The following is a 26,011-nucleotide window of genomic DNA, read 5'->3' as shown; positions in this document are numbered from 1 at the left end:
TAGGTAATATTAATTAATTGTCGAATCAAAAATAATTTGTTTTAAAAGTAAATTATAATTTATATTAATACTATTCCAATTAAATTTAATCTTTAGTGTCTGATCTTTATAAATTTTGTTAAATGACTTTAAAAGTCTTCTTCTTTTCCTTAAACCCTTATTTTTGTTGTAATAAAAGCAAATGTCTATTATAAAATAGAGTCTTATATTATTAAAACTTATATTTTTGTATATCTATTAATACCCATGACAAACTTAATACAAAAGTATTTTCCGGAGATAACTGAAAAACAATTGCATAGTTTCGAAAAACTCCCTGATTTGTATTCAAATTGGAATGAAAAAATCAATGTTATATCAAGGAAAGATATAGATTCTTTACTTGAAAAACATGTGCTTCATTCTTTGGGAATAGCAAAAGTAATGCAGTTCGCTCCTTCGACCAAAGTTTTGGATATTGGTACAGGTGGCGGATTTCCGGGTATACCATTAGCTATACTTTTTCCGGAATCTCAATTTACTTTGGCCGACTCCATTGGAAAAAAAATTAGGGTTGTTAATGAAATTGCACAAGAATTACAGTTAGATAATGTCATTGGTATTCATACTCGCGCCGAAAAAATTAAAGAGAAGTTTGACTTCGTAGTAAGCCGGGCGGTAACCCAAATGCCTGTTTTTATGTCTTGGGTTAAAGAAAAATTTACATCTAAGAATATCAATAGTTTACAAAATGGCGTTTTATATTTAAAAGGAGGAGATCTAACTGAAGAATTGAAAAATTTTCCCGAGGCTACTCTCTATGAATTAAAAGATTATTTTGACGAGGAATTTTTTAAAACTAAAAAAGTCGTTTATATTAAAAATATGCACTAAAGTTATGCGAAAAAAAATCCAATGGCTTATCCCATTATTAGGAGCAAATTTATTTGTGAATGCTCAATTATCTGAAATTTATTATAACAATTACCAGATAAGCAACGCAAAGGAATTATATGAAAATGAAGCCTATAGAGGAACTCAATATATAATTAATGATTTAATTAACTTTTCTAATCTAAGATCTTATCAATTGGAAATTGCCAATTTTTACGATGCTCTGATAAGCCTTATCTTACAAGATGAAGAAGCTGAAAAGAAATTTGATGCTTTTACCAATAAATATCCGCAAAGCGTATTAACTGAAAGAGCTCACCTCCAATTGGGAAATTACTATTTAATACATCAGGATTATTTTCGTGCAGCAGAAGAACTCTCTAAAGTAGCTATAGACAAACTTCCTCCTAATAAAAGAGCCAATCAATACATCAAACTCGGGTATGCTCAATTTATGAATCAGGATTTTGAAAATGCTGAAAAAAACTTGGAAAAAGGATCCTATAGCAACCAATACAAAAATCAAATAGACTTTTTGTTAGGTCATATAGCTTATGCTAACGGTGAGCATATTGAAGCTAAGAAAAAATTCACATCCTTATTAAATCAACCGGAATTTACCGAAAAAATCAAGCCTTATATGGTTCAGATTTATTTTAATGATGGTGAATATGATTCTGCCATATCTACCGGTAAAACTTTATTAGCCTCTAATCAATATCCTGAGTTAAAAAATGAGATAATAAAAATTATAGGGGAAAGTTATTTCAAATTAAAAAAGTATGCCGAAGCCGAACCCTATCTTTCATCTTATATAAAAAACAGTGCTTCTCCAACTTTGAGCGATTATTATCAAATGGGATATGTTTTGTATCAAGCCAAGAAATATGAAGAAGCAGTTACTTATTTCAATAAAATAACTGTTGGAGATATTTCTCCCATTTCACAAAATGCATATTACCAATTAGGGAATTCCTATCTGAAAACAAATAAAAAGAAAGAAGCTTTAACTGCTTTCAAAGCTGCTTCTGAAATGGATTTTGACAAAAAAATTCAAGAAAACGCCTATTTAAATTATGCGAAATTGAGCTATGAAGTAGGTAATCCTTATGAGCCTGCTTCCAAAGTTTTAAATACCTATTTAAAAAGATATCCTGCTTCCAAGCATCAATCGGAAATCAATGAATTGCTGGTTAAATCATATATTAATTCCGGAAATTTCTCAGAAGCCTCTCAACTTCTATCTTCCATACCCAATAAATCTTCGGAGTTGAAACTTAAAGAGCAAGAAGTTGCTTATGCCTACGGTGTACAATTATACAATCAGGGAAAAATAGAATCGGCTTCTCAAGAATTTGAAAAAGCCATACTTTTTAAAAATAATTCCCAATTTTATGCTCGTTCACTCTATTGGTATAGCGACTGTCAATACCAATTAGGAAATTATCAAAATGCTATTGATAAATTACAACTTCTGCAAAATTCCGGAATTACCATACCGGAAAGTTCGCAAGTGATGTATCAAAAAGGATATTCTTATTTAAAATTGAAAAATTTCGATTTGGCAGCAATTTCATTTCAAGAATATCTTAAAAATCCAAAGCAAGAATTTAAAGCAGATGCAGAGTTACGTCTTGCCGATGCATTATTAGGCAGTAATCAGCTTAACCAAGCAATTCAAATGTATGATCAAGCGTATACCTCTTCTATCGAAGACAGAGAATATTCTCAATATCAAAAAGCTATTGTATATGGTCTGCAAAAAGATTATAAAAATAAAATTGTTGAACTTGAAAAGTTTATAAAAGCATATCCAAAATCGGAAAAAATTAGCGATGCTTATTTTGAATTAGGTACAGCGTACGCTGAAACTGAAAATTATCAGAATTCAAATAACTATTATCAGAAAGTTATCAGCTCTTCCAAAAATAATGACTTAGTGGTTATGTCATATCTTGGTATTGCTGATAATTTGACCAGTTTAAAAGAATATCAAAAAGCTATTGTAAATTATGGAACTATTGCCGATAATTATCCTAAAACCGATTATGCTCTACAAGCTATAACCGGAGCTAAAACTGCATTTATTGAAAGCGGTAAAGAAAATGAATATATTGACTGGGCAAATAGAAAAGGCTATAATATGGACCGTGCGGAAGCTGAGGAATTGTCTTTTATGTCTGCTCAAAAGAAATTTTTATCTAAAGATTACTCTGCGGCCTCTCAAGAATTTGCGACTTTTTTAACTAAGTTTCCAACTACAAATCGTAAAATAACCTCTCTCTATTATTTAGGAGAAAGTTATTTTCAACTAACTAATTATAATCAAGCGTTAGAGGCATTAAAAGAAGTTTCAGAATCATCCAATGAATTTCAGGAAGATGCTTTGGTTAGACTTTCTCAAATTTATATAAAACAAGAAAAAGACGAAGCTGCTCAAAATTCGCTAGAATCTTTGTATAAAATTACTTCCAATCAGAATTATAAATCTTTCGCCGAATTAGAATTGATGTATATCTATTCCGATCATAAAGAATATACTAAGGCTAATGAAATGGCTGTTAAAGTACTTAATAATTCAAAAAATCCTTCTACTGTAAAAGAACAAGCCACTTTGATAAAAGCGCGCAGTTTATACAATTCGGGAAAAACCAATGAAGCAAAATCAGTATTTACAACTCTTGAACAATCTAAAAACAATGCAGTAAAAGCTGAGGCTTTATACTATAATGCATTATTAAAAAATAAAGATAAAAAATACGATGCCAGTAATTCCGTAATATTTAATTTAACATCTAAATATTCTGATCAGCAGTATTGGGGAGCTAAAGCTCTTCTTATAATGAGCAACAATTATCTAAACCTTAAAGATAATTATCAGGCTACTTATATATTGGAGCAAATTATAGAAAATTATAAAGAGTTTCCGGATGTTGTTCAAGATGCCCAAACTCAACTTAACCATATTAAATAATTATATCTCGTTTTGAAGTTTATGAATACTCAATATAAAATACTGATTTTAATTTTAATAGCAACTATTTCAACCACATCAGGATATTCTCAAATTAAAGAAGAAATATTAACCATTGGAAAAAAGAAAAATCCGAATGTTAATGTAAAAAATATTGAGAAAAAGAAAACAGATCCGGATAAATATCCGCCGTCTAACGAAAGCAACTCAGTAAAAAAAGATTCACTGAATTATACTATTATTGATGTTCCTGCTGTTTCTGAATTTCAAACGTCTCAACTGCCTCCTCAATCCTTAAACACTGATTTTACTAATTCATATTATGACAATCATGCTAAGTTAGGTTATGGAACCAGAAATACGGTACTGGGGGATTTGTATTTTAATTATCCGATAAATAATAATTTGACCGGTATTAAATTGTCTGCACTTTCTACCGATGGTCCTAAAAACAAATACGATTGGAAAACTTCTTCTTCAACAATTGATGCAGAAGCTTTTTACATTTTTAAATTAAAAACTGGAAAATTACATTTTGCGGGAAATTATACCTATAACGGTACTAATTATTACGGTCTTAACACACCGGAAGTACATGCAACTCCCCACATGAACTTAAGGCAAAATACCAATCAACTTACCTTTAAATCCGATTATGACATGTATAGTAATAATTATTTGGATAAAGCTTCTTTAAAAGCCGGATATATGTGGGACAAATTTGATTCAAAAGAAACTTTTATAGACTTAAAAGCAAAGCTGGCTAAGAGTTCTGAAAATGCAAATCTTATGCTACCCGGTTTAAATTTTGGCGTGGAAGCAGATGTTTTGTTTAATTATACTTATACGCATTTCGGATTGGACACAAAAGATAAATATTCATTTTTAACTGCCGGATTTTCTCCTGTGTTACGAATTTCCAGTCAAGGTTCTTATTTAAAAGTGGGTGCTAATATTGCCTATAATGGCGAATTGGAAGGTAATAATACAAAAATTTTCTTCCATCCTAAGGCTGAATTTTTATTCAATGCTGCCAGAGAAATTAATGTATATGCCGGTATTGATGGCGGTTTAAAACTTAATAATATGTCCGATTTATTTTCTGAAAATCCGTATTTATATTCCAATCAATTGTTAAGACCTACCAATATATTATATAAAGTTTATGGAGGGGTTAAAGGGGATATAGATGAAAGCATTAAGTACGAAGCGGAAGGGTCATTCAGTAAAGCCGAAAACCTTTATTTTTTCATGAGAAATCCTTATGACCTTACCTTGCCTTCTGTATTAAAGGCCTATAACCGATTAAATACCTTTAATGCTGTGTACGATGATGGTAATATTATTACTGTTAAAGGTGCTTTACAATATTTTTGGACCGGAGACTTGTCTATTGGATTGGAAGGAGAATATCATAATTACAATCTGGATGAGCTTAAACATGCTTATAATTTACCAAATTTTAAAGTAGGTTTAGATAGTAATTATAAAACTTTAGAAGATAAATTAAAATTAGAAGCAAAATTATTTTTTACCGGTGAGCGTAAGAGTAATTATTTTTATTACGATCCTGCTTCTTCATCTGTTAGGGAGGGAATAACTACTTTAGATAGTTATGTAGATCTTAATCTTTCGGCTTCATATAAATTATATAAGAATTTTTCACTATTTGTTAACGGAACTAATTTATTCAGTAAAAATTACGAACGCTTTCAAGGTTATAAAGTCTTAGGAGCTCAAGTATTGGGAGGTATTTTGGTTCAATTTTAGCGAATTGATAATTGTAAATAAAAAATTGTAATTTTTTACCTTATATGTATTAACTTAACATATACTTTTTTATGATAGAAAAATTACGCACCCTATTTGAAGCAAACGGATTTGAAGTAATTTCACGTGTATCGGAAAAATTCGGAGTACGGGCGTCTAAATTAAGACTTTTATTTATCTATTTGTCATTTATTACTTTAGGTGGAATTTTTGCTTTATATCTTACCGGAGCATTTTTTCTTTGGATTAAAGACAGCATTATCACTAAACGACCTTCGGTTTTTGACCTATAGTTTCTCTTGATTTTTCAAAGAATCTTTTTCATCTTCGTAATGGACGTTGTCTGTTTTATTAATCTCTGAAGTCGAATCAGATTTCGAAGGATCTTCTTCATGAAAATATTCAGGATATTCCAATTGGTATTTTTCCCAAAGTTTTTCATCATCAGAATGATCATATTCATCCTTATCCCATTGAGGTTTTTCTCTTTTTTTCCCTATTCTTCTCAACATATAAGCTAATATAAACCCGGTTACTGCTCCCGACAGATGACTTTCCCAGGAAACAGGCCGATCATCGTATATGCCAAAAAGTTCTCTGGGAAATATTCCCCAAACTAAGCTCCCATATAAAAAAACTACAATTAATGATACTGCCAGTAAGGTTTTTTCATGCCTGAAAATTCCACTAAAAAAAAGAAATGAAGCCAAAACATAGATAATACCGCTTGCTCCTATATGACAAGATAAAACGGAAGAATTTAGTAAAGAAAAATTGGGTAGTAACCAAACCACAAAACCGGATATAATCCATCCATTTAGTAAAACGAAATATGCCAATTTTTCATAAAACTGAAAAGTAAAAAATGTTAATACAAATAAAGGAATTGTATTACTGAGTATATGGGTAAGATTTCCATGAAATAGCGGTGATAGTAGTACTCCTCTCAACCCTTTTAGGTTAAGAGGTATGATTCCATAACATTCTTTGAAAACCAATAAATTTTGCAATAGAAATACCAACCATATGGCACCGACTAATACGATCGGAATAATAATAGCTTCTTTATGGATCGGAAATTTATGCATTTACCTTATTTATAAATACAAATTTGAACAGATTGTAAAATCCAAAAATTTATCTTCTATAAACTACATACTACTAAAAACGGTAAGAAATCTCTTACCGTTCTGTTTTTTTATTTAAACATTAATATTTTATAATATTTTTTTCCACTCTTTAATAGATTCGGTGTTTAATCTAATGTAATCTTTATTACCTTCTTTTTGAGCTCCATCTAAAGATTTCTCAGCTGAATCTATTGCCCCTTTTATATCTCCTAACTTAGCTTGAATTTGCGATTTAACTCTGTAATACCAATAAGGGGATTCTCCTTGCTTTAAATCAATAGCTCTATTGATCCAATTTAAAGCTTTCTTCATATCTCCATTAGATTGTAAATAATAATTGGCGGAAGCATAATAGGCATTAGCATCTGCTCTTGGGTTAGATAATATACCGTCAATACTTGCATTTGCTATTTTTTGTGTCGGTACATGGAAAGTTACATCTACCAAAACCTGATCCCACATAAATTGTAAATGTGCGGAATTATCTGAAAGATTATTTATTCCTATAGTAAATGATTCCACTGATTCTGCCAATTTTTTAACCGGTGCCGTTGTTTTTAAAACCACTTTTTTATCGTCCCATTTTTCAGGTGTTCCCCAATTTTCTGAATCGGAATAAAAAATTACATCCCACGTATCTTCATGGGGGATTGTATATATAGCATATTTACCTTTAGGAATAGTTTTTCCATCAATTTCAACATCATCCCCAAACTTAATGGTTGTATTTTCATTAGCCCCTGTCCTCCAAACTTGGCCGTAAGGTACCAGTCCGCCAAAAATTACCCTTCCTTTTTTATTAGGTCGAGAATATTCATATTCAACATCTGTTAAACCTACCATTTGTTCAACCTCCGCTTTTAAACTTGCTGCCGGAGTTTTTACTTGTTGAGCTCCACTGAAAAGTGAAAAAGAAGAAAGAGCAATTAAAAAAATTATTTTTTTCATAATTTAAAACTTTATTTATTAGCGATTTTCGCCCAGGTATCTTTTAATGTTACAGTTCTGTTAAAAATTAGATGATTTTCTGTTGAATCGTCATCGACTGCAAAATACCCAAGTCTTTGGAATTGATATTTTGTTCCAATTTTTGTACCATTTAAGCTGGGTTCTGCAAAACCATGAATAGTTTTTAAAGAATCCGGATTTAAAAAATTTAAAAAGTCACCTTCTTGCGTATCCGGAGATTCTTCTTTAAATAATCGATCATAGATTCTCACTTCTATAGGTAATGCGTGTTTAACGGATACCCAATGCAAAGTACCTTTCACTTTTCGCATGCTTTCTTCTGTCCCGCTTCCGCTTTTACTTTTATCGTCATACGTGCAATAAATGGTTTGAATTACACCGTTTTCGTCTTTTTCTACAGATTCTGCTTTAATTATATAAGCTCCTTTTAATCGGACTTCTCCTCCTAAGGTCAATCGGAAAAATTTCTTAGGAGCTTCTTCCATAAAATCTTCTCTTTCTATATATATTTCTCTTGAGAAAGGAACTTCTCTTTCTCCTGCATCCTTATTTTCCGGATTGTTTTCAATAGTAACATTTTCTTCAAAATTTTCCGGGTAATTAGTAATTACAACTTTCACCGGATTGACCACAGCCATGACTCTTGGCGCAATCTTATTAAGGTGATCTCGTACCGTGAATTCTAATAAAGCAAAATCAATAATGTTGTCTCTTTTAGCCACTCCTACTCGTTCCATAAAATCTTTAATAGCTTCAGGAGTATATCCTCTTCTTCTCATACCCGATACGGTAGGCATTCGCGGGTCATCCCAACCGGATACATAATTTCCTTCTACTAAACGCAATAATTTTCGTTTGCTGGTAATCGTATAACTTAAATTTAATCTGGCAAATTCACGTTGCTTACTTTTAACTTTTGCCGGATCGTATACTTGATCCAAAAACCATTCATATAAAGGTCGGTGATTTTCAAATTCCAGAGAACATAAAGAATGAGAAACCTGCTCTATGTAATCTGATTCTCCATGTGTCCAATCGTATAAAGGATATATACACCAATCGTTACCGGTTCTTTGATGATGTTTTTTTAAAATACGATACATTACCGGGTCCCTCATATTCATATTAGGAGATTTCATGTCTATTTTTGCGCGAAGTACACAACTTCCTTCCTCAAATTCTCCTTCTTTCATTCTTTGGAAAAGATCAAGGTTTTCCTCTATGCTCCTGTTTCTATAAGGACTTTCGATACCTTCTTCAAAAGGATTTTTTTTCTGCTCATTCATCTCTTCTGAAGTCTGATTATCAACATATGCTTTTCCTTCTTTAATTAATTGTATAGCCCACTCATATAACTGTTGAAAATAATCAGAAGCATAACATTCCTTATCCCAAGTATATCCCAGCCATTCTACATCCTTTCTAATCGCGTCAACATATTCTTGATCTTCTTTAACCGGATTAGTATCATCAAATCGTAAATTAACGGGTACATTATATTTCTGCCCCAATCCGAAATTTATCCAAATGGCCTTAATATGGCCTACATGAAGATAGCCGTTAGGCTCAGGTGGAAATCTAAACCTTAATTTCTCTTTAGGAAAACCATTTTCTAAATCTTCTTCAATTATCTGCTCTAAAAAATTTAAAGATTTTTTTTCTTCTTGGTGCATAATATAATATAGTTATAAGACGTACAAATTTAAATCATTTTTAAAATTATTCTCCATATAATATTTTAAACGTAATAAATACTTCTTTAGCTTTATTTTTAATCAGATAAGATTTTAAAAATATTGAAAATTTTCGATATGTCGTAAATTTCATCGGTTAAAATGATTAATTTTGTACTATGAAGGAACGTTTCATCCCTATTTTATCGGGATTAATGACCATTTCCCTTATAGTTTTTGTGGGATTGCAGATTTTTTGGCTGAAACAAGCTATAGATGCAGGTGAACAGGATTTTTCATCTCGTGTATACAAAGCACTAAATAATTCTTCCAAAAAAATTAATACTATAGAGATTAATAAATTTTACAAACCATTTACTAATTTCTATCAAGACATCAATAATCAAAAAGATTCCAGCACCATCCAAACAGCCATGAGTGTTATTGACTCTCAGTCTGTTAAATACATCATTTATAAAAAAACAATCGTTAATAAAAAGCCTCTCATCATTCCTTTTTCAAAAAAAGATACTTTAAAAATCACCAATTTACTAACGGATGAAGGCGTATTAAAAATTAAAAAAGATTCACTTCAAACCAATATTAAACCGATTGAAAAAAATATTGAAAATAGTTTTGTAAGCCCTAAATTTACCTTAGACGAATTTGCAAGATTGAGTGTAAACCAGATGAGTTTGGAATCCAGGATTAACATGCAGCTAATAGATTCAGTGGTTAGCTTAGAACTTAAAAAGCACAATATTAATACTGAATTTAAATGCGGAGTGCTCAACAATAAACTTAAATTAACTAAAATCCATAGTGATGATTTTATCTTAAGTAATAAGTTTACTCAAAATTACAATGTAGTTTTATTTTCTGACGGAAAAGATAATACCCAATATTATTTATCCGTTTATTTTCCTTCTAAACAATATTCCGTACTAAATCCTATTTTGGGAGCTATTGGAGTAACCATAGCTTCTACTTTGGTTATTATTGCTATATATATTGCTTCCATATATTATATGTCCCAGCAAAAAAAGATTTCTGAAATAAAAACTGATTTCATAAATAATATGTCTCATGAATTTAAAACTCCTATAGCGACCATTAATATTGCTACGGATGCGCTAAATTCGGAGAAAGTTCAATCAGAACCGGAAAAGATGAAATTCTATACCTCTTTAATCAAGCAGGAAAATGATAGAATGAAAAAACAGGTGGAAATGGTTTTGAGAATGTCGAAACTTGAACGAAATGCACTTCAATTGATCCGAAAAGAAACAGATATTCGACAAATCCTGAAAAATAGCATTAAAACTGTTCGGGTACAAGTGGAACAACGAGGGGGAACAATCAAAGAAGAGTATTTAGCAGATAAATATATTGGAAATGTAGATGGATTTCATCTCACCAATGCTTTTGTTAACATATTAGACAACGCGAACAAATATTCATTAGAAAAACCTGAAATCTCGGTAAAAACTTACAACGATAAAAATGATTACGTAGTTGAAATTTCAGATAAAGGAAAAGGTATGTCTGAAAACGTTATAAAAAAAATATTTGAAAAATTTTATCGGGAAGAAACCGGAAACATACATAATGTAAAAGGTCACGGATTAGGCTTGACCTACGTAAAAAATATTATTAAGTTACATAATGGTGGTATTAAAGTTGTTAGTAAATTACATAAAGGAACCACTTTTATTGTACGTATTCCTCTAAATTAAAAATATCATGGATAAAAAAGTAAAGCTATTATTAGTAGAAGATGATCCAAGTTTTGGTGCTGTTTTAAAAGATTACCTCTCTATTCACGATTACGATGTAACCCTATCTGTTGATGGTGAGGATGGGTTAGAAAAATTTAAAGCAGACAATTTTGATATTTGTCTCTCCGATGTAATGATGCCGAAAAAAGACGGCTTTACATTAGCTAAAGAAATTATTGACATTAATCCGGATGTTCCGATTATCTTTTTAACAGCTAAAAATATGCGTGAGGATATTCTTACCGGATATAAACTTGGCGCTAATGATTATATAACTAAACCATTTGATTCTGAAGTTTTATTGTATAAAATTAATGCCGTTCTTCAAAGGAATTCCAATTCTTCCGTTAATTCTGAAAATGAAGACAAAGAAATTTATGAAATTTCCAATTTTAAATTTAACACCAAATTACGTCAATTAGAGGTTAACGGTAAAATGCATAAATTATCTCCTAAAGAGAATGAGCTGTTAAAACTTCTTTGCAAGTATAAAAATGATCTTATGCCAAGAGAAGAAGCCTTAACTAAAATTTGGCATAATGATAATTATTTCACTTCTCGCAGCATGGATGTTTACATTGCTAAAATCAGAAAATTACTTAAAGATGACGACAATGTAGAAATCGTAAATATTCATGGAGAAGGTTTTCGCTTATTAGTGAAAGATTAATCTTTCTCAAAAACTATATGGAATAGATTATTAATCTTCATAAAAAGGATTAATAACCTATTCTTTTCCTTTACTTAACTAACTATTTATTAAAAAACAGACGATCTTAATTATTACGAATGGAGGCTATAGATAAATCTCAAAACATCTCAGAGCTGGAGAATGAAAAACCCGGCAAACTTATTTGGAAATATGCCGTTCCGGCTATTATAGGAACTATAGTAATTGCTTTATACAATATCATTGACAGTATTTATATAGGTCATGGAGAAAATTTGGGAGATCATGCTATAGGAGGACTGGGAGTTCTTCTTCCCATAATGAACCTTATCTCAGGAATAGGTATGCTGGTTGGAGCCGGAGCGTCTACACGTACCTCAATTTTTCTAGGCCAAAAAGATATGAAATCTGCCAATATCGTATTGGGAAATTCCATCTTATTAGCTACCGCATTAACTTTCTTGTTAATCGTAGGTATGTATGCCTACATGGATCCGATACTTATTGGTATTGGAGCTACTCCTCAAACATTCCCATTTGCAAAAGAATTTTTACACTATTATCTTCCGGGAAATATATTTTTAACCGTTAATTATGCTCTCAACAGTATCATGCGAGCATCAGGATATCCTAAAAAAGCCATGTATATGATGCTTATAGGTGTTGTAGCCAATATTATTTTAGCTCCCATCTTTATATTTGTATTGAAATGGGGAATGAAAGGTGCTGCCATAGCAACCAATATTTCCATGGCGATAGGTTTGTGCGTTGTATTAAAACATTTTTTTAATTCTAATTCCATTGTATATTTTCACTGGAAAAGTTTAAAACCCAATTATAAGATCATATGGTCCATAATTAATGTGGGGTTTGCTCCTTTTTTCATGTTACTTGCTGCATCTGTTGTCGTTTTTTTCATAAATAACAGGCTGAATATTTACGGAGGCAGCACGGCCATAGAAGCTTATACCATAGCCAATCGCCTGATCATGGTATTTATAATGGTATTAGTAGGTTTAACTCAAGGGATGCAACCTATTATAGGTTATAATTTCGGAGCTAAAAATATGAATAGGGTTAAGGACACGTTAACTTACAGCCTTAAAACCGGATTTTTTATTGGATTTCTAGGTTTTTTATTCGGTTTTTTATTCCCTGAACTTGTTGTTAAACCTTTTAATCCTTCCCCAAAATTAGCTAAAGAAGCATCTTTAGCTTTACAAATAATGACCATTACTTTACCATTAAGCGGTATACAAATGGTTATTTCCAATTTTTTTCAATGTATTGGAAAAGCTGTTATTGCTTTTATATTAAGTATGAGCAGACAATTCTTACTACTTGTTCCCTCATTATTTATTCTACCTAACTACTTAAATTTAAACGGAGTGTGGTACTCTATCCCTTTATCCGATACAATCTCTACTATTTTAGCTATAATTATCTTTATTTGGCAGGTTCGCAAGATCAAAAACTTAATATAAATTAATATTAACAAAATGTTAAAATTATTTTTTTTTTGATTATATTTGCGATTCGATTTCTCCTTTTAATAATACGGGGAATATGTTTAGTTAATACTATATGATCCTAGATTATCTTAAGTAGTAAAAAACATTGATAAGTTAAATATTTACTAAATACAATTTTTTTAAGCCATGCAAGAAAAAAAAGAGTTATTTGTTCTTTCTCCTTTTGAATTACCTGACGTTGATCTAGCCTTAAAAACTATTAAAACCGGGGCTTTTCCAATCCTACATTTAGGAAGAGATAAAAACAAAGCTATTCAAAGTTTAAATGAACTTTCTGAAAAAACAAGAGAATCATTTGGTGTATGTTTTGTGTCGGAATCAATGACTGACCTTACACTTCCTGAAAATGTAACAAAAATATTTATTCCTTTTAATTTCAAAATTTCTGTTAAAAAAAATATAGAAATTTTTCATCAAGTTCACTCCCTGGATGAAGCAGAAGAAGCCATCAAAAAAGGGGTAGAATCTATTATATTAAAAGGAAATGAAGGAGCAGGGAAAGTGGCTTATGAATCCTCATACGTTCTTTTTCAAGGAATTAAAAACAAGCACAAAAAATTAAAAGCTAAAATTTACATACAAGGTGGAATGGGTATTCATACCTCTGCTGCTGCCTTAGCAATGGGGGCACAAGGTATCATATTGGATAGTCAAATCGCTCTTTTTCCAGAATGTAGTATATCTAAAGATTTAAAAAATATTTTTAACAAGCTGAGTGGAAGCGAAACTGTTATTATCGACAATTTCAGAATCTTACTTAGAAAAAATTCACCGGAATTACCAATACAAGCAAAATATGAAGATATTTTACCTTTTCTAGGCGGACTGGATCTTTCTCAAAATATAATTCCTATGGGGCAAGATATTTGCTTATCCGTGGATTTTGTAGAACGATACAAAAAGCTTGAAAATTTAATTATAGCTTTTCAAGAAGCCGCCTATGGGCATTTATTGCAAGCTAAAAATTTAAATATAATCGGAGAGAATAGCCCTCTTGCGAAAGAATTAGGAACCAGATTTCCAATAGCTCAAGGTCCTATGGCCCGAGTTAGTGACGTACCTGAATTTGCTGAAAAAATTGCCAATGAAGGTGGGGTTCCATTTATAGCAATGAGCTTGATGATTGGACAAGCAGCTAAAGATGCTGTTGAAAAAACACATGCTCTATTAAAAGATAAAGCTTGGGGAGTAGGTATCTTAGGTTTTGCTCCGGCACCATTGCGCGAAGAGCAAATGAAATACATCCTCGAAAATAAACCTCCTTTTATTATCATTGCAGGTGGAAGACCTTCATTAGCTAAACCCTATGAAAAAGAAGGTATCAAAGCATTTTTACATGTACCATCTGTATCATTACTGGACATGTTCTTAAAAGAAGGTGCCAGAAATTTCATTTTTGAAGGAAGAGAAAGCGGTGGACATGTTGGTCCTTTACCAAGTATGGTTCTTTGGGAAAAACAAATCTATCGTTTATTAAAAGACGACCAACCAAGTACATTAAATATATTCTTTGCAGGAGGAATTCACGATGCATTTTCTTCCGCATTTATCTCTATTATGTCTGCATCCCTAGCAGCTAAAGGAGCTAAAATTGGTATATTAATGGGAACTTCTTACTTATTTACAAAAGAAGCTGTGGAAACGGGTGCTATTTCAGATGAATATCAAAAACAATCCGTAGCACATGATAAAACTGTTTTACTAGAAGCGGCTCCAGGTCAAGAAACCAGAGCTCTACCAACCCCTTTTACCAAATTATTCGATCAAGAAAAACAACGATTATTTGCGGAAGGTTTAGATTCTAAAGAAGTTTGGTTGAAACTTGAAGAAATGAACTTGGGACGTCAAAGAATTGCTGCAAAAGGAATTGAAAGACAGGGTAAAGAACTTATCAAACTATCCAATGAGGATCAGTTAAATAAAGGGGTATTTATGATTGGACAGGTTGGTGCTTTAAGAGGCAATTCAACTACCATAAAAGAACTCCACAAAGACGTAGCAATAGAAAACAATAAAGTTCTTTCAAAATTAGAAAACCTTACAGAACCAACTAAAGAACCTAGTGGTTCTAAATTGGCAATTGTAGGTATGGCAGGTATTTTTCCTCAAGCCCAAACGTTAGAGGAATACTGGAAAAATATTTTATCCGGCAAAGATTGTGTTACCGAAGTTCCTGATGACCGATGGAATAAAGAACTTTTCTATAATCCCGACACCAGAGATACTGATTTCGTTTCCTCTAAGTGGGGTGGTTTTATACCAACCATTGATTTTGATCCGTTAGAATTTGGTATCCCTCCTCAATCATTAGCTTCTATAGAACCGGTGCAGTTATTAAGCCTTTTAGTAGCTAAAAGAGCATTGGAAGATGCCGGTTATGACATGAAAACTTTCGATGGAGAAAATACATCTGTTATTATCGGTGCAGAAGGAGCAACCGAATTAGCTTCAAGTTATGGATTTAGAGGATATGCTAAACAAGTTTTCGGAGATCTTCCTGAGGAACTTAAAAATATGCTTCCTAAACTTAATGAAGATTCCTTCCCGGGGGTTTTATCCAATGTGGTGGCCGGTAGAATTACCAACAGGTTAAATTTAGGGGGTACCAACTATACTGTTGATGCTGCCTGTGGTGCATCTCTTGCAGCAGTAGATATTGGATGCCAAGAATTACAAAATTATAGAACAGACATTGCCATCATAGGAGGAGCAGATTTACATAATGGTTTAAATGACTTTTTAATGTTCTCTGCAACACATGCCTTATCAAGAAAAGGAAAATGTGCTTCCTTCGATGCTAATTCCGATGGAATTGCTTTAGGAGAAGGAATTGGAATGATTGTGGTTAAAAGATTGGAAGATGCAGAACGCGATGGGGACAGAATCTATGCCGTAATAAGAGGAACAGGTGCCAGCAGTGACGGTAAAAGCTTAGGTATGACCGCTCCAAACAAAAGAGGTCAGATGAAAGCTCTACAAAGAGCCTATAAACATGCAGGTGTTTTACCTTCAGAAGTTGAATTAATTGAAGCTCATGGAACAGGAACTGTTGTAGGTGATAAAACGGAATTAAGCGCATTGACTGAAATGTTTTTAGAGTCCGGAGCTTTAGTGGGACAAACACATTTAGGGTCTGTAAAAACTCAAATCGGACATACTAAATGTGCTGCCGGTATGGCCGGATTGATTAAAACGGCTTTAGCAACCTATTACGGTATTCAACCGCCGACCATCAATTTAACAAATCCGAATGCTTTTTATAACAAAGAAAGCAGTCCGTTTAAATTCAATACTAAAGCGGGAATCTGGAGCAGTGAAAGAAGAATATCCGGTGTAAGTGCGTTTGGTTTTGGTGGAACCAATTTCCATGTTGTTATGGAAAATTATAAATCAGAAATTCCTACGACAAGCAGCTTAACTTCTTGGCCTTCCGAATTATTTGTTTTCAAAGGAGATAACTTACAAGAAGCCAAACAAATTGCTCAAAAAGTTAAAAATTTAATTGAAATAAATAGTTCTCTAAACTTAAAAGATATAGCTTATAGTTTAGCAACTGATGACAATAAAGATATTCAAGCTTCTATAGTAGCTTCCAATACTATTGAATTAAAAGATAAAATTGAATCTCTTCTTTCCAATAAAGAAGAAGCGGGAATTTATCTAAGGGATCCTAAGGAAGGTAAAGTTGCCTTTTTATTTTCAGGACAAGGAAGTCAAAGAATTAATATGGCTCGTGATCTTTTTGTGGCTTTTCCTGCTATGAGATCCTTATTAATTCAAAATAAAGAGGTTGAAAAAATATTATTCCCTCATGCAGTTTTTGATGATGAAAGTAAGAAATTACAGCAAACTACGATCACAAAAACTCAAAATGCACAACCATCGTTAGGTATCGTTGATTATGCGATCGCTAGTTTTTTACAATCTTTAGAAATTGAACCGGATATGGTTGCAGGACACAGCTATGGAGAACTTCCTGCGCTTTGTTTTGCAGGAGTATTCAAACCTGAAGAATTAGTTTCTTTAAGTAGAAAAAGAGCCCATGCAATTTTAGATGCTGTTGGACAAGATAAGGGTAAAATGATTGCATTAAATTTACCGGAAGTAGAAATAAAATCATTACTTGAAGGAGAAAAAGAAGTTTGGGCCGTAAACTTCAATTCTAACAAACAAACCATTCTTGCCGGTTCTACTGCTGCAATGACTGAGTTTATGAAGAAACTTACGGATAAGAAAATCACTTACAGAGAATTGGCCGTAGATTGTGCTTTCCACAGTCCACTATTGAATAAATCTAAAGATTTATATTTGAAAGAGCTTTCTTCTGTTGATTTTACTTCTCCGACGTTGTCCATATGGTCTAATACAACTGCAGAATTATACCCTTCCAAACCTGAAGAAATTAAAAATCGTTTAGCTGAGCATTTAATTAATCCAGTATACTTTACCAAAGAGGTTACGAATATGTATGCAGAGGGTGCGCGAGTATTCATTGAAACCGGTCCGGGTAAAGTTCTTATAAATCTTGTTCAATCTACTTTAGGTGCTCAAGAAATTACTACAATTCAAACCGAAGAAAAAGAAAAAGAAGGAATTACCTTTTTACTTAATGCATTAGCTAAATATATAGCTACCGGAAGAAATATAAATCTTGAGAAATTATTTGAAGGTAGAAAAGTTACTACAATAAATTTTGATGATCCGGAAAAATATAAAAAGAAAGCTACAAACTGGCTTATTAATGGCCATTATGCTATTCCTTCCGTAGGAAGTCTTCCTCCCAACGGAGCACTTCCAATTAGCAAACCGATAAATTTAAATTTTGGAGCTATTTCCGATACTTATACCATGAATAACAATCTTACTCAAGCGGATCATGTTATCCTTGAATATTTAGGTAACATGAGATCTATGATACAAAACCAAAGAGACGTCATGTTAGGATACTTTGGTCAAAATCCAACAACTATTGCTGCTCCTCAAGCAACAACAACTATTCAAGTGCCTACTCAAAGCAATCAAATTGCTACTCCTCAACCAACGGTAGTTGTTCCGGCTCAAGTCGCCGTACCGGTACATACGGTTGCTCAAAGTTCAGCTCCTGCTTTATCAATTCAAGTAATCAAAGACACTTTGCTTGATACAGTAAGTGAAAAAACCGGATATCCTATTGATATGCTAGGTTTAGACATGGATCTGGAAGCTGACTTAAGTATAGATTCCATTAAAAGAATGGAAATAATTGGAGCTTTAAAAGAAAAATTAAAAATCAATGCTGATTTTGAAGAATCTGAAGATGCTATCGAAAAAATGGCTTCTATTAAAACACTTAGCGGAGTTATCGGATGGGTTGAAGAATTAGTAAAATCAGATCAACCCGTATCTCAAGAAGTTACTGTAGCTACAAATATATTACCTGCAGCAACTCCAAGTGCTAAGAAAGAAGCCCTTTCTTTGGAAGTGATTAAAGATGCTCTCCTTAATACCGTAAGTGAAAAAACCGGATATCCAATTGATATGTTGGGTTTGGATTTAGATTTAGAAGCTGATTTGAGTATCGATTCCATTAAAAGAATGGAAATAATTGGAGCATTACGAGAAAGATTAAATATTACTTCTGATTTTGAAGAATCCGAAGATGCTATCGAAAAAATGGCCTCTATAAAAACATTAAACGGGGTTATCGGATGGATCGAAGATTTAGCAAATGGGGATTCTTCAGAAAAAACAGACAAGCTAATTGCAGCTGCACCGGCTGTAAATGAAATATCTTTTGATGCAGAATCAATTTCAGAATTAGAAAAAAATCTTGATTCAGCTAAAGACGAACCACTTTTAAGAACTCGTTTTGAACTTGAGAAATATCCAATTAACGCATCAGATAAAATAGAAATAGAGGGTAAAAAATTTGCAGTTACTGATGATGGAAAATCTATGGCTAAAGATCTTAAAAAAGCTTTAGAAGCAAAAGGAGCTACAGTAGATATCATTTCAGACAGTAATACAAATCTTTCAAACTACGACGGTCTTCTTATTCTAGATGTTTCAGAATCATCTAAGCATTATACTATTAAAGATGCTTTTACTCTTATAAAAAGTGCTGATATGGATCGTATTCAATGGATCTATAGCTTCAGCGACCTGATGGGTGATTTAGAAGGTAAAAAAGATATCAAAGAATTAAAGAAAATTCAAGGTTTTCCGGGATTAATCAAAAGTTTAGCTCGTGAATATTCTAAAATAAATTGTAGAGCTATTATATCTAATACTGTATTTACTTCTAAAAATTTAACGGAAATTGTTTTAAATGAAATACAAGCAAAAGACATTTCTGCTGAAGTCATTTATAAAGATACCGAACGTTTTCGTCTTAATTTAGTACCTGAAGCTCTTGCTGTAAATGGAAACTCTAAATTAGACCTGGATCAAGAATCTGTAGTACTTGTTTTAGGAGGTGCTCAAGGAATTACCGCTGAATTAACTAATCAACTTTCTTCTGAATATCCTTGTCATTATATTTTGGTAGGACGTTCCGCTAAACCTACTGAGGAAGATAAAAAATACATTTCATTAAAAGATAAAAATGAAATCCGTAAATATCTTATCAATGAAGAGCAAATGAAAACTCCTACTGAAATAGAGAAGAAAGCTCAAAAAATTGATAAAACCAATCAAATTATACAAACCATAGCCCAAATTGAAAAGTCAGGTTCTAAAGTAACATATGTTTCTTTAGATGTAACAGATGAAAAAGGACTAAGGAAATTTATAAAAGATACGTACAAACAATACGGTAAAATTGACGGATGCATTCATGCAGCAGGACTTTTAGTTGATAAGTTATTTACACATAAAACCCTAGAAGCATTCGAACAAGTTTATTCTACTAAAATAAATCCTTTACACGTACTGTTAGACGAACTTCATAGTGATATTAAATTCATTATTTTCTTCAGCAGCATCGCTTCTGTATACGGTAACAGAGGACAAACTGATTATGCTGCAGCCAACAGCGTGTTTGACATGACTTCGTGGGCTATCCAGGGAAAAACCAACGCCAGAGTTTTAGCTATTAATTGGGGACCTTGGAAAGGAGCAGGAATGGTATCCAGCTCTTTGGAAAATGAATTTAATAAAAGAGGTGTTGCTATGATTCCTTTAAAACAAGGAGCTCGTGAATTCGTTAACGAATTAAAATATGGTAATGATAACCAAGTTTTAATTATGGGAGGAAGTGATCAAGGAGTTAAACAATTTTTCGGAATCTGAGTATAACTATGAAAGATACAGATATTGCAATTGTAGGAATGTCTTGTTTCCTTCCAGGAGCAAATAATATCAATGATTTTTGGAACAATTTATTGAAAGGAACTTCTTCCATAACCGATGTTCCTGAAGAAAAAATTGATTCAATCTACTTTAAAAATAATTTAAATAAATTAGATCATATTTATTGTAATAAAGGAGGATTTATTCCTCCTATTACAATTGATCCATCTAAGATAGGAATAACACCGGAACAGGTACAGCATTTAGACCCTATACAACTTTTAGTAATAAAATTAGTCTATCAAGCATTAGAGGATGCTTCTGTATTTGAAAAAAATATTTCTTTAAAGAAATCTTCGATTATAATCGGAAAAGAAAATTACATTAGTTCCAATGACTTAAAATGGATCGATATTGTTCGTACCAGTGAGCAACTTGCTTTAGCCGTTAAAAATATACTTCCGTCCATTTCCGATCAAGACATTGAAAAAGTTAAAGAGGCTTTTCAAAAGGATAAAGGGGCTCAAGAAAACAAATTACAACTTGAACATACGACAAAGTCAATTGCGGGAATAGTTTCCTCTCATTTTAATACTGAAGGTACTGCCTATACCATCGATGCATCCGAAGTAAGTTCATTACTTGCCGTAGAACAATCAATACAGGAATTACTTGCTAATAAGGTCGAAATTGCAATCGCCGGAGGTATGCAATTTAGCCAAAACTCTCCTTATTGGAGTATGTTTTCAAAATCGGGTTTATTATCTCATAAACAAGAAATTAAACCTTTTAATGAAGATGCTGACGGTATTTTGTTAAGCGAAGGAGCCGGATTTGTTGTACTAAAAAAATTAAGTAAAGCTCTTTCCGATAATGATCGTATCTATGCTGTAATTAAAGGTGTGGGAATTGCTTCCAATAGAAATAATTTTACAAACGGACAAAAAACTGCTATTCAGGAGGCTTGGAAAAATGCAAAAATTAAGGCTGAAAATATCGGATATATAGAGGCTAACGGCACAGCTATTAAAAGCGATGATAAAATTGAGATTGATGTGCTTTCTGAACTATTCAAAGATGGAAAAGTTTTCATTGGATCGGTAAAATCCAATATCGGACATACTCTTTCTGCGTCAGGTATGGCCGGTTTAATTAAAACTGCACTTTCTTTATATAATAAGAAAATTCCTGTAACTCTGAATTGTGAAAATCCTAATAATTCACTAAAAAATACACAAATTTCACCTGTTACTGAAATAATCGATTGGAATGAAAAAGAAATTCCGTTGCATGCAGGGGTTAGCGCATTTGGTATTGACGGTATGAGTGCACACGTTGTTTTACAGGCACATAGTCATGCCGAGGAAAACAACTCTTCAATTCCGGTTTTTGACAACGAAGCGATTGCTATTTCCGCTTCATCTAAAGAGGCGTTAATTGAAGCTTTAGATAAAAGAGATTTTTCCTTATCTGATCCAAACGGTACTTATCGATTAGTTCTTTTTAATCCGACATCGGATCGTATTGAAAAAGCTAAAAAATTAATTTCAAAAGATAAGCCTTGGAAAGGAAGACAAGATATTTGGTTCTCAAACAAACCTCTTTTAAGAAATAATGAAAAAATAGCTTTCTTATTTCCGGGATTCGATCCTTCATCTAATCCGGAAGTAGAAAGTATAGCAAAATATTTTGGGTATAAAATACCTAAAGAAAGAATTACAGGTAATTTATTACTTGACCAGTCTTTTAAACAATTTCACGGAGGTGAAATTATAGACGGAGCGTTAAAAAAAATGGGTATAATACCCGATTTAACTGCAGGGCATAGTTTAGGAGAATGGTTCGCAGCAAAATCAGGTGGTCTGGTTTCTGATGAATCCGTTGAAAATTTATTAAATTCAATGGATCCGGAAAAATACAATATGGACGATGTGTATTTTATCGCCGTAGGCGCCGGTACAGAAACAGTAAATCCCATTTTAGATGGAATCCAGGATCTTTACTTGTCCAATGATAATTGTCCCAACCAAGTTCTTTTGTGTGGAACAGAAACAGCAAAAGATCAATTAATACAAATCTTAAAATCTAAAAGTATATTTTATCAAGTTTTAGATTTTAAATCGGGCTTTCATTCACCATTCCTAAAAAAGAAGCTTTATTTACTGGACGATCTTAATTATATTAAGATTGAAAAAAATGACATTCCGGTTTGGTCGGCCACTACCCTAGATGTTTACCCGCATGATTTTGAATCTTTCAAAGAATTAACCATGCAACATCTAACTCAAGCCGTTCTTTTTCGTGAATTAATTGAAAAATTATATGAAAAAGAAAATGTTAGATTTTTTATACAAATAGGAAGTGGAAGTTTAATTGGTTTTGTGGATGATATTCTTAAAAATAAAGAATATGCTGCAATATCGGCTACAGTTCCTAAACTTTCAACTCTGGAACAATTGAGAAGGGTACTTTCTTTATTATTCATTGAAGGTAAAGAAATTAATACTTCTTTCATAGGTCTTAAAAATAAGGAAACTTCTTCTATCGAAGAAATTCAAATTTTTGAAAACCAATCTTTGGTAAAAAACTTTCCTTTATTACAGGAATTATCCAATAAATATAAAATTCAAACTATCGAATCAGATTCTATAAATTCACTTTTCATTAAATCTAATCATCCGGTTATTCAAGCAATGAATGAGTATACTCAAGAACTTATTCTCATGCAGAAGGAATTTACTGAAATGGTTGAAACAAGAAAAGCATTTGCATCAAATTCTGATTATTTAGTTACTAATTTTGTACCCTTAAAAGAATATGCTCCTCAACCAATTATTCCATATACGGTTACTCAAGAGATAAAAGTTGGAAGTTCTTTTGAAGAAAAATTAGATATCGACTTAAAGAATTATCCTTATATAATAGATCATTCTTTATTCAGACAACCTAAAAATTGGAAAGTTGTTGAAGATATGTGTCCGGTTATACCTATGACCATGACTTTTGAGTTGTTAATAGAAGCGGCTCATAAACAAAACTTAAATAAAAAAGTTCTTCGTTTGGGACCTGTAAGTGTTTTCCAATGGATGAAAGTATATAAACCTTTCCAACATACCATTGAAGGAACTTGGAAAACTGAAAATGTAGTTTCTTTGAAAATCAAAAATTTCGCAAATGGAGATGTAACTTTAGGCGATGCATATCCAAGTGTAGACCCTGCTTATCTTGAAAATATTGATTTTGGAGAAAATGCGGTAGCTCTCCCTACTCCGGAAATTATTTATAAAGATCATATGTTCCATGGTCCCGGATATCAAGGTATTTTAGAAGTTACAAACATTTCTAAAAAAGGATTAAGAGCCATTGTTAAGAAATCTTTTGGTAAAGGTTCTTTAATGGATACTATTGGTCAACTTTATGGCTTATATCTTCAATTGATGTTAGAGGGAGAATCTAAAGTTAGTTTTCCGGTAAAAATTGAAGAAATTAATTTCTATCAAGATGTAGAAGATCAAGAAGGAATTTTTGAATGTATTTGTCTTCCTACCTCCTATGTAGATAAATTGGCAACTGCCGATATTATCATGAAACGCGACGGAAAAATTTGGTGTATAATTAAAAATTGGAAAAATCAAATATTTGAAGGTTTTGACACCAGACTATGGAATACGAATATGAGTCCGGCGGATCATATTTTGGCAAATGAAATAGCACCGAATGTTTATTTCTTCGATGACCGATATAAAAAAGCTGTTAATCAAGATTTCTTGATGCATATATATTTAAACACTGAAGAAAAACGTCGATATGATTCTTTAATGTTAAATAAGAAAAAAGATTTCTTAATCAGTCGTGTATGTGTTAAGGATAGTGTTAGAGATTACATCAATAACCAAAATGGTATAAAATATTTCCCTATTGAATTTTCTATTCAGCACGATGAAAAAAATAAGCCATCCATACACGGGGTTCCGGAAACTGAGTCATTAGAAATTTCAATTGCTCATAAAGGAAGCAATACGGTAAGTATGGTATCTAATAAGCCGGTAGGGATTGATATAGAAACCATCGAGGAACGTGACAAAGGCTTTTTAGATATTGCATTCACAGATAAAGAACTTACTCTTATTAAATCAAAAGAAAATATTGCAGAATGGAGCACTCGTTTTTGGGTAGCTAAAGAAGCCTATGGAAAAATGCTTGGTGTTGGATTAAACGGAAATCCTAAGCAATATGAAGTAACATCTATTGATGGTGAAAATTTAACTATCAATGAAACTATAATAAAAACAATTAAACATAATAATAAATTCATAATCGGATGGACTCTATAGAAAAACAAAAAGAAACTATTTTTGAATCACTTAAAAAATTTATTACTGAAGTAATTGGCGAAGACGTAGCGGAAGAATTAACTATTGAACCGGAAAGTGTTTTTACCAGAGATTTGGAAATGGACAGTATTGAAATTGTTTCATTTGCGGAGAAAGTAAAAGCTACCTATGGTGACAATATAGATTTTAATGGATGGTTATCAGGTATGGATATGGATCAATTAATCAATTTATCAATCAACGATGTTGTTAATTATATTGTAGATGCCAATAATTCAGATAAATAACAGAAAAACTCACATCTTAGAACTCAATCCGGAAGCTTCCGAAACAATTGTAATGGTTCATGGTATGTTTACCAATTTATCCATATTTTATTTTAATATAGCTCCGGAACTTGCTAAAAAATATCACGTGGTTATGTATGATTTACGTAGCCACGGCCTTAGCGGCAAAATTGATAATGGATATGATTTAGGAACTCTTTCTAATGATTTGTTGGATCTTTTGAATCATTTAAATTTATCAAAAGTTGATCTTGTAGGCTATAGTTTTGGTGGTTTAATAGCTTTATATACTGCAATTCATCATCAGGATAAAATAAAAAAACTTGCTATTATCGATTCTCCTATTACAGATAAAAATGGAGATACAGAGCAAATTCTTGAAAAATATGGTAATGAGTATATCGAACACTATATGAAAAATTATAGTATTTCAACAAATATTACTCCTAATAATAAACAGCTTGAAAAAAGTAAAAAATTATTTGATTTTCTACTTCATGAAACTTCGATGCCTCAAGATTTAATAAAGGATAAGAATTTTTCAACAGAAAAAAATATGAGTCTCATAAAAAATAAAACGTTATTACTTTATGGGAATGAATCGGATTGCTTACCGGATGGGAAGTTATTAAATACCTATATTCCTGATTCAACCTTATTTTCAGGAACAGGAGATCATAACATTCCAATTCAAAATCCTGAATGGATTAACGAAAAACTGAGTGAATTTTTTACTTAATAAATTAATTACT

Annotated in this window: 14 protein-coding genes; 11 read left to right on the top strand and 3 right to left on the bottom strand. The window is 32.1% G+C overall.

Annotated elements, in window-relative coordinates:
* Window positions 1-246: 246 nt before the first annotated feature.
* From rsmG to GYM72_RS00870, 4 genes are all read left to right on the top strand, one after another.
* A complete protein-coding gene (rsmG, locus tag GYM72_RS00885; RefSeq protein ID WP_160557541.1) occupies window positions 247-873 on the top strand; it encodes a 16S rRNA (guanine(527)-N(7))-methyltransferase RsmG in 627 nt (208 codons plus the stop codon).
* 4 nt (window positions 874-877) lie between these two features.
* Entirely contained in the window at window positions 878-3,847 is a 2,970-nt protein-coding gene (locus GYM72_RS00880; RefSeq protein ID WP_220264381.1) for a tetratricopeptide repeat protein, read from the top strand.
* Between the two features lie 21 nt (window positions 3,848-3,868).
* Window positions 3,869-5,617: a hypothetical protein gene (locus GYM72_RS00875; RefSeq protein WP_220264380.1), complete on the top strand. Its 1,749-nt coding sequence runs from the start codon at window positions 3,869-3,871 to the stop codon at window positions 5,615-5,617.
* Window positions 5,618-5,688: 71 nt separating this feature from the next.
* The gene (locus tag GYM72_RS00870) at window positions 5,689-5,910 is read left to right on the top strand and encodes a PspC family transcriptional regulator (RefSeq protein ID WP_105296274.1); all 222 of its coding nucleotides are present in this window, start codon (window positions 5,689-5,691) and stop codon (window positions 5,908-5,910) included.
* Here the strand turns inward: GYM72_RS00870 and GYM72_RS00865 are convergent.
* The 3 genes from GYM72_RS00865 to GYM72_RS00855 all read right to left on the bottom strand — a co-directional run bounded on the left by GYM72_RS00865 (window position 5,905) and on the right by GYM72_RS00855 (window position 9,389).
* On the bottom strand, window positions 5,905-6,705 hold the full coding sequence (locus GYM72_RS00865; RefSeq protein ID WP_220264379.1) for a rhomboid family intramembrane serine protease: 801 nt from the start codon (window positions 6,703-6,705) through the stop codon (window positions 5,905-5,907). The two genes, GYM72_RS00870 and GYM72_RS00865, sit on opposite strands and share 6 nt — an antisense overlap.
* A 129-nt stretch (window positions 6,706-6,834) precedes the next feature.
* Window positions 6,835-7,695, bottom strand: coding sequence for a DUF2911 domain-containing protein (locus GYM72_RS00860; RefSeq protein ID WP_220264378.1), 861 nt, complete (start codon window positions 7,693-7,695; stop codon window positions 6,835-6,837).
* 11 nt (window positions 7,696-7,706) lie between these two features.
* Window positions 7,707-9,389, bottom strand: a complete 1,683-nt coding sequence (locus tag GYM72_RS00855) for a glutamine--tRNA ligase/YqeY domain fusion protein (protein WP_220264377.1) — start codon at window positions 9,387-9,389, stop codon at window positions 7,707-7,709.
* 179 nt (window positions 9,390-9,568) lie between these two features.
* Here GYM72_RS00855 and GYM72_RS00850 point away from each other — a divergent pair, with 179 nt between their 5' ends.
* The 7 genes from GYM72_RS00850 to GYM72_RS00820 all read left to right on the top strand — a co-directional run bounded on the left by GYM72_RS00850 (window position 9,569) and on the right by GYM72_RS00820 (window position 25,998).
* On the top strand, window positions 9,569-11,125 hold the full coding sequence (locus tag GYM72_RS00850; protein ID WP_160565859.1) for a sensor histidine kinase KdpD: 1,557 nt from the start codon (window positions 9,569-9,571) through the stop codon (window positions 11,123-11,125).
* 7 nt (window positions 11,126-11,132) lie between these two features.
* Window positions 11,133-11,837, top strand: a complete 705-nt coding sequence (locus GYM72_RS00845; protein WP_105296279.1) for a response regulator transcription factor — start codon at window positions 11,133-11,135, stop codon at window positions 11,835-11,837.
* Window positions 11,838-11,956: 119 nt separating this feature from the next.
* Window positions 11,957-13,321: an MATE family efflux transporter gene (locus GYM72_RS00840; protein WP_220264376.1), complete on the top strand. Its 1,365-nt coding sequence runs from the start codon at window positions 11,957-11,959 to the stop codon at window positions 13,319-13,321.
* 174 nt (window positions 13,322-13,495) lie between these two features.
* Complete coding sequence (locus tag GYM72_RS00835) at window positions 13,496-20,638, top strand: type I polyketide synthase (RefSeq protein WP_220264375.1); 7,143 nt, start codon at window positions 13,496-13,498, stop codon at window positions 20,636-20,638.
* 8 nt (window positions 20,639-20,646) lie between these two features.
* Window positions 20,647-24,972, top strand: a complete 4,326-nt coding sequence (locus GYM72_RS00830; RefSeq protein ID WP_220264374.1) for a type I polyketide synthase — start codon at window positions 20,647-20,649, stop codon at window positions 24,970-24,972.
* On the top strand, window positions 24,960-25,259 hold the full coding sequence (locus GYM72_RS00825; RefSeq protein WP_105296282.1) for an acyl carrier protein: 300 nt from the start codon (window positions 24,960-24,962) through the stop codon (window positions 25,257-25,259). Before GYM72_RS00830 ends, GYM72_RS00825 begins: the two co-directional genes overlap by 13 nt.
* On the top strand, window positions 25,237-25,998 hold the full coding sequence (locus GYM72_RS00820) for an alpha/beta fold hydrolase (protein ID WP_220264373.1): 762 nt from the start codon (window positions 25,237-25,239) through the stop codon (window positions 25,996-25,998). Before GYM72_RS00825 ends, GYM72_RS00820 begins: the two co-directional genes overlap by 23 nt.
* Window positions 25,999-26,011: the final 13 nt, after the last annotated feature.

The organism is Apibacter sp. ESL0404 (assembly GCF_019469245.1).
Classification (GTDB): domain Bacteria; phylum Bacteroidota; class Bacteroidia; order Flavobacteriales; family Weeksellaceae; genus Apibacter.
The sequence above is the reverse complement of the archived record's forward strand: the minus strand, read 5'-3'. Positions and strand labels throughout refer to the sequence as shown.

What these genes read in the sequence shown, in the direction of transcription:
- GYM72_RS00835 (WP_220264375.1), top strand. Translation starts at nt 13,496, where the DNA reads ATGCAAGAAAAAAAAGAGTTATTTGTTCTTTCTCCTTTTGAATTACCT.
- GYM72_RS00870 (WP_105296274.1), top strand. Translation starts at nt 5,689, where the DNA reads ATGATAGAAAAATTACGCACCCTATTTGAAGCAAACGGATTTGAAGTA.
- GYM72_RS00825 (WP_105296282.1), top strand. Translation starts at nt 24,960, where the DNA reads ATGGACTCTATAGAAAAACAAAAAGAAACTATTTTTGAATCACTTAAA.
- GYM72_RS00840 (WP_220264376.1), top strand. Translation starts at nt 11,957, where the DNA reads ATGGAGGCTATAGATAAATCTCAAAACATCTCAGAGCTGGAGAATGAA.
- GYM72_RS00855 (WP_220264377.1), bottom strand. Translation starts at nt 9,389, where the DNA reads ATGCACCAAGAAGAAAAAAAATCTTTAAATTTTTTAGAGCAGATAATT.
- GYM72_RS00830 (WP_220264374.1), top strand. Translation starts at nt 20,647, where the DNA reads ATGAAAGATACAGATATTGCAATTGTAGGAATGTCTTGTTTCCTTCCA.
- GYM72_RS00860 (WP_220264378.1), bottom strand. Translation starts at nt 7,695, where the DNA reads ATGAAAAAAATAATTTTTTTAATTGCTCTTTCTTCTTTTTCACTTTTC.
- GYM72_RS00820 (WP_220264373.1), top strand. Translation starts at nt 25,237, where the DNA reads ATGCCAATAATTCAGATAAATAACAGAAAAACTCACATCTTAGAACTC.
- rsmG (WP_160557541.1), top strand. Translation starts at nt 247, where the DNA reads ATGACAAACTTAATACAAAAGTATTTTCCGGAGATAACTGAAAAACAA.
- GYM72_RS00865 (WP_220264379.1), bottom strand. Translation starts at nt 6,705, where the DNA reads ATGCATAAATTTCCGATCCATAAAGAAGCTATTATTATTCCGATCGTA.
- GYM72_RS00875 (WP_220264380.1), top strand. Translation starts at nt 3,869, where the DNA reads ATGAATACTCAATATAAAATACTGATTTTAATTTTAATAGCAACTATT.
- GYM72_RS00850 (WP_160565859.1), top strand. Translation starts at nt 9,569, where the DNA reads ATGAAGGAACGTTTCATCCCTATTTTATCGGGATTAATGACCATTTCC.
- GYM72_RS00880 (WP_220264381.1), top strand. Translation starts at nt 878, where the DNA reads ATGCGAAAAAAAATCCAATGGCTTATCCCATTATTAGGAGCAAATTTA.
- GYM72_RS00845 (WP_105296279.1), top strand. Translation starts at nt 11,133, where the DNA reads ATGGATAAAAAAGTAAAGCTATTATTAGTAGAAGATGATCCAAGTTTT.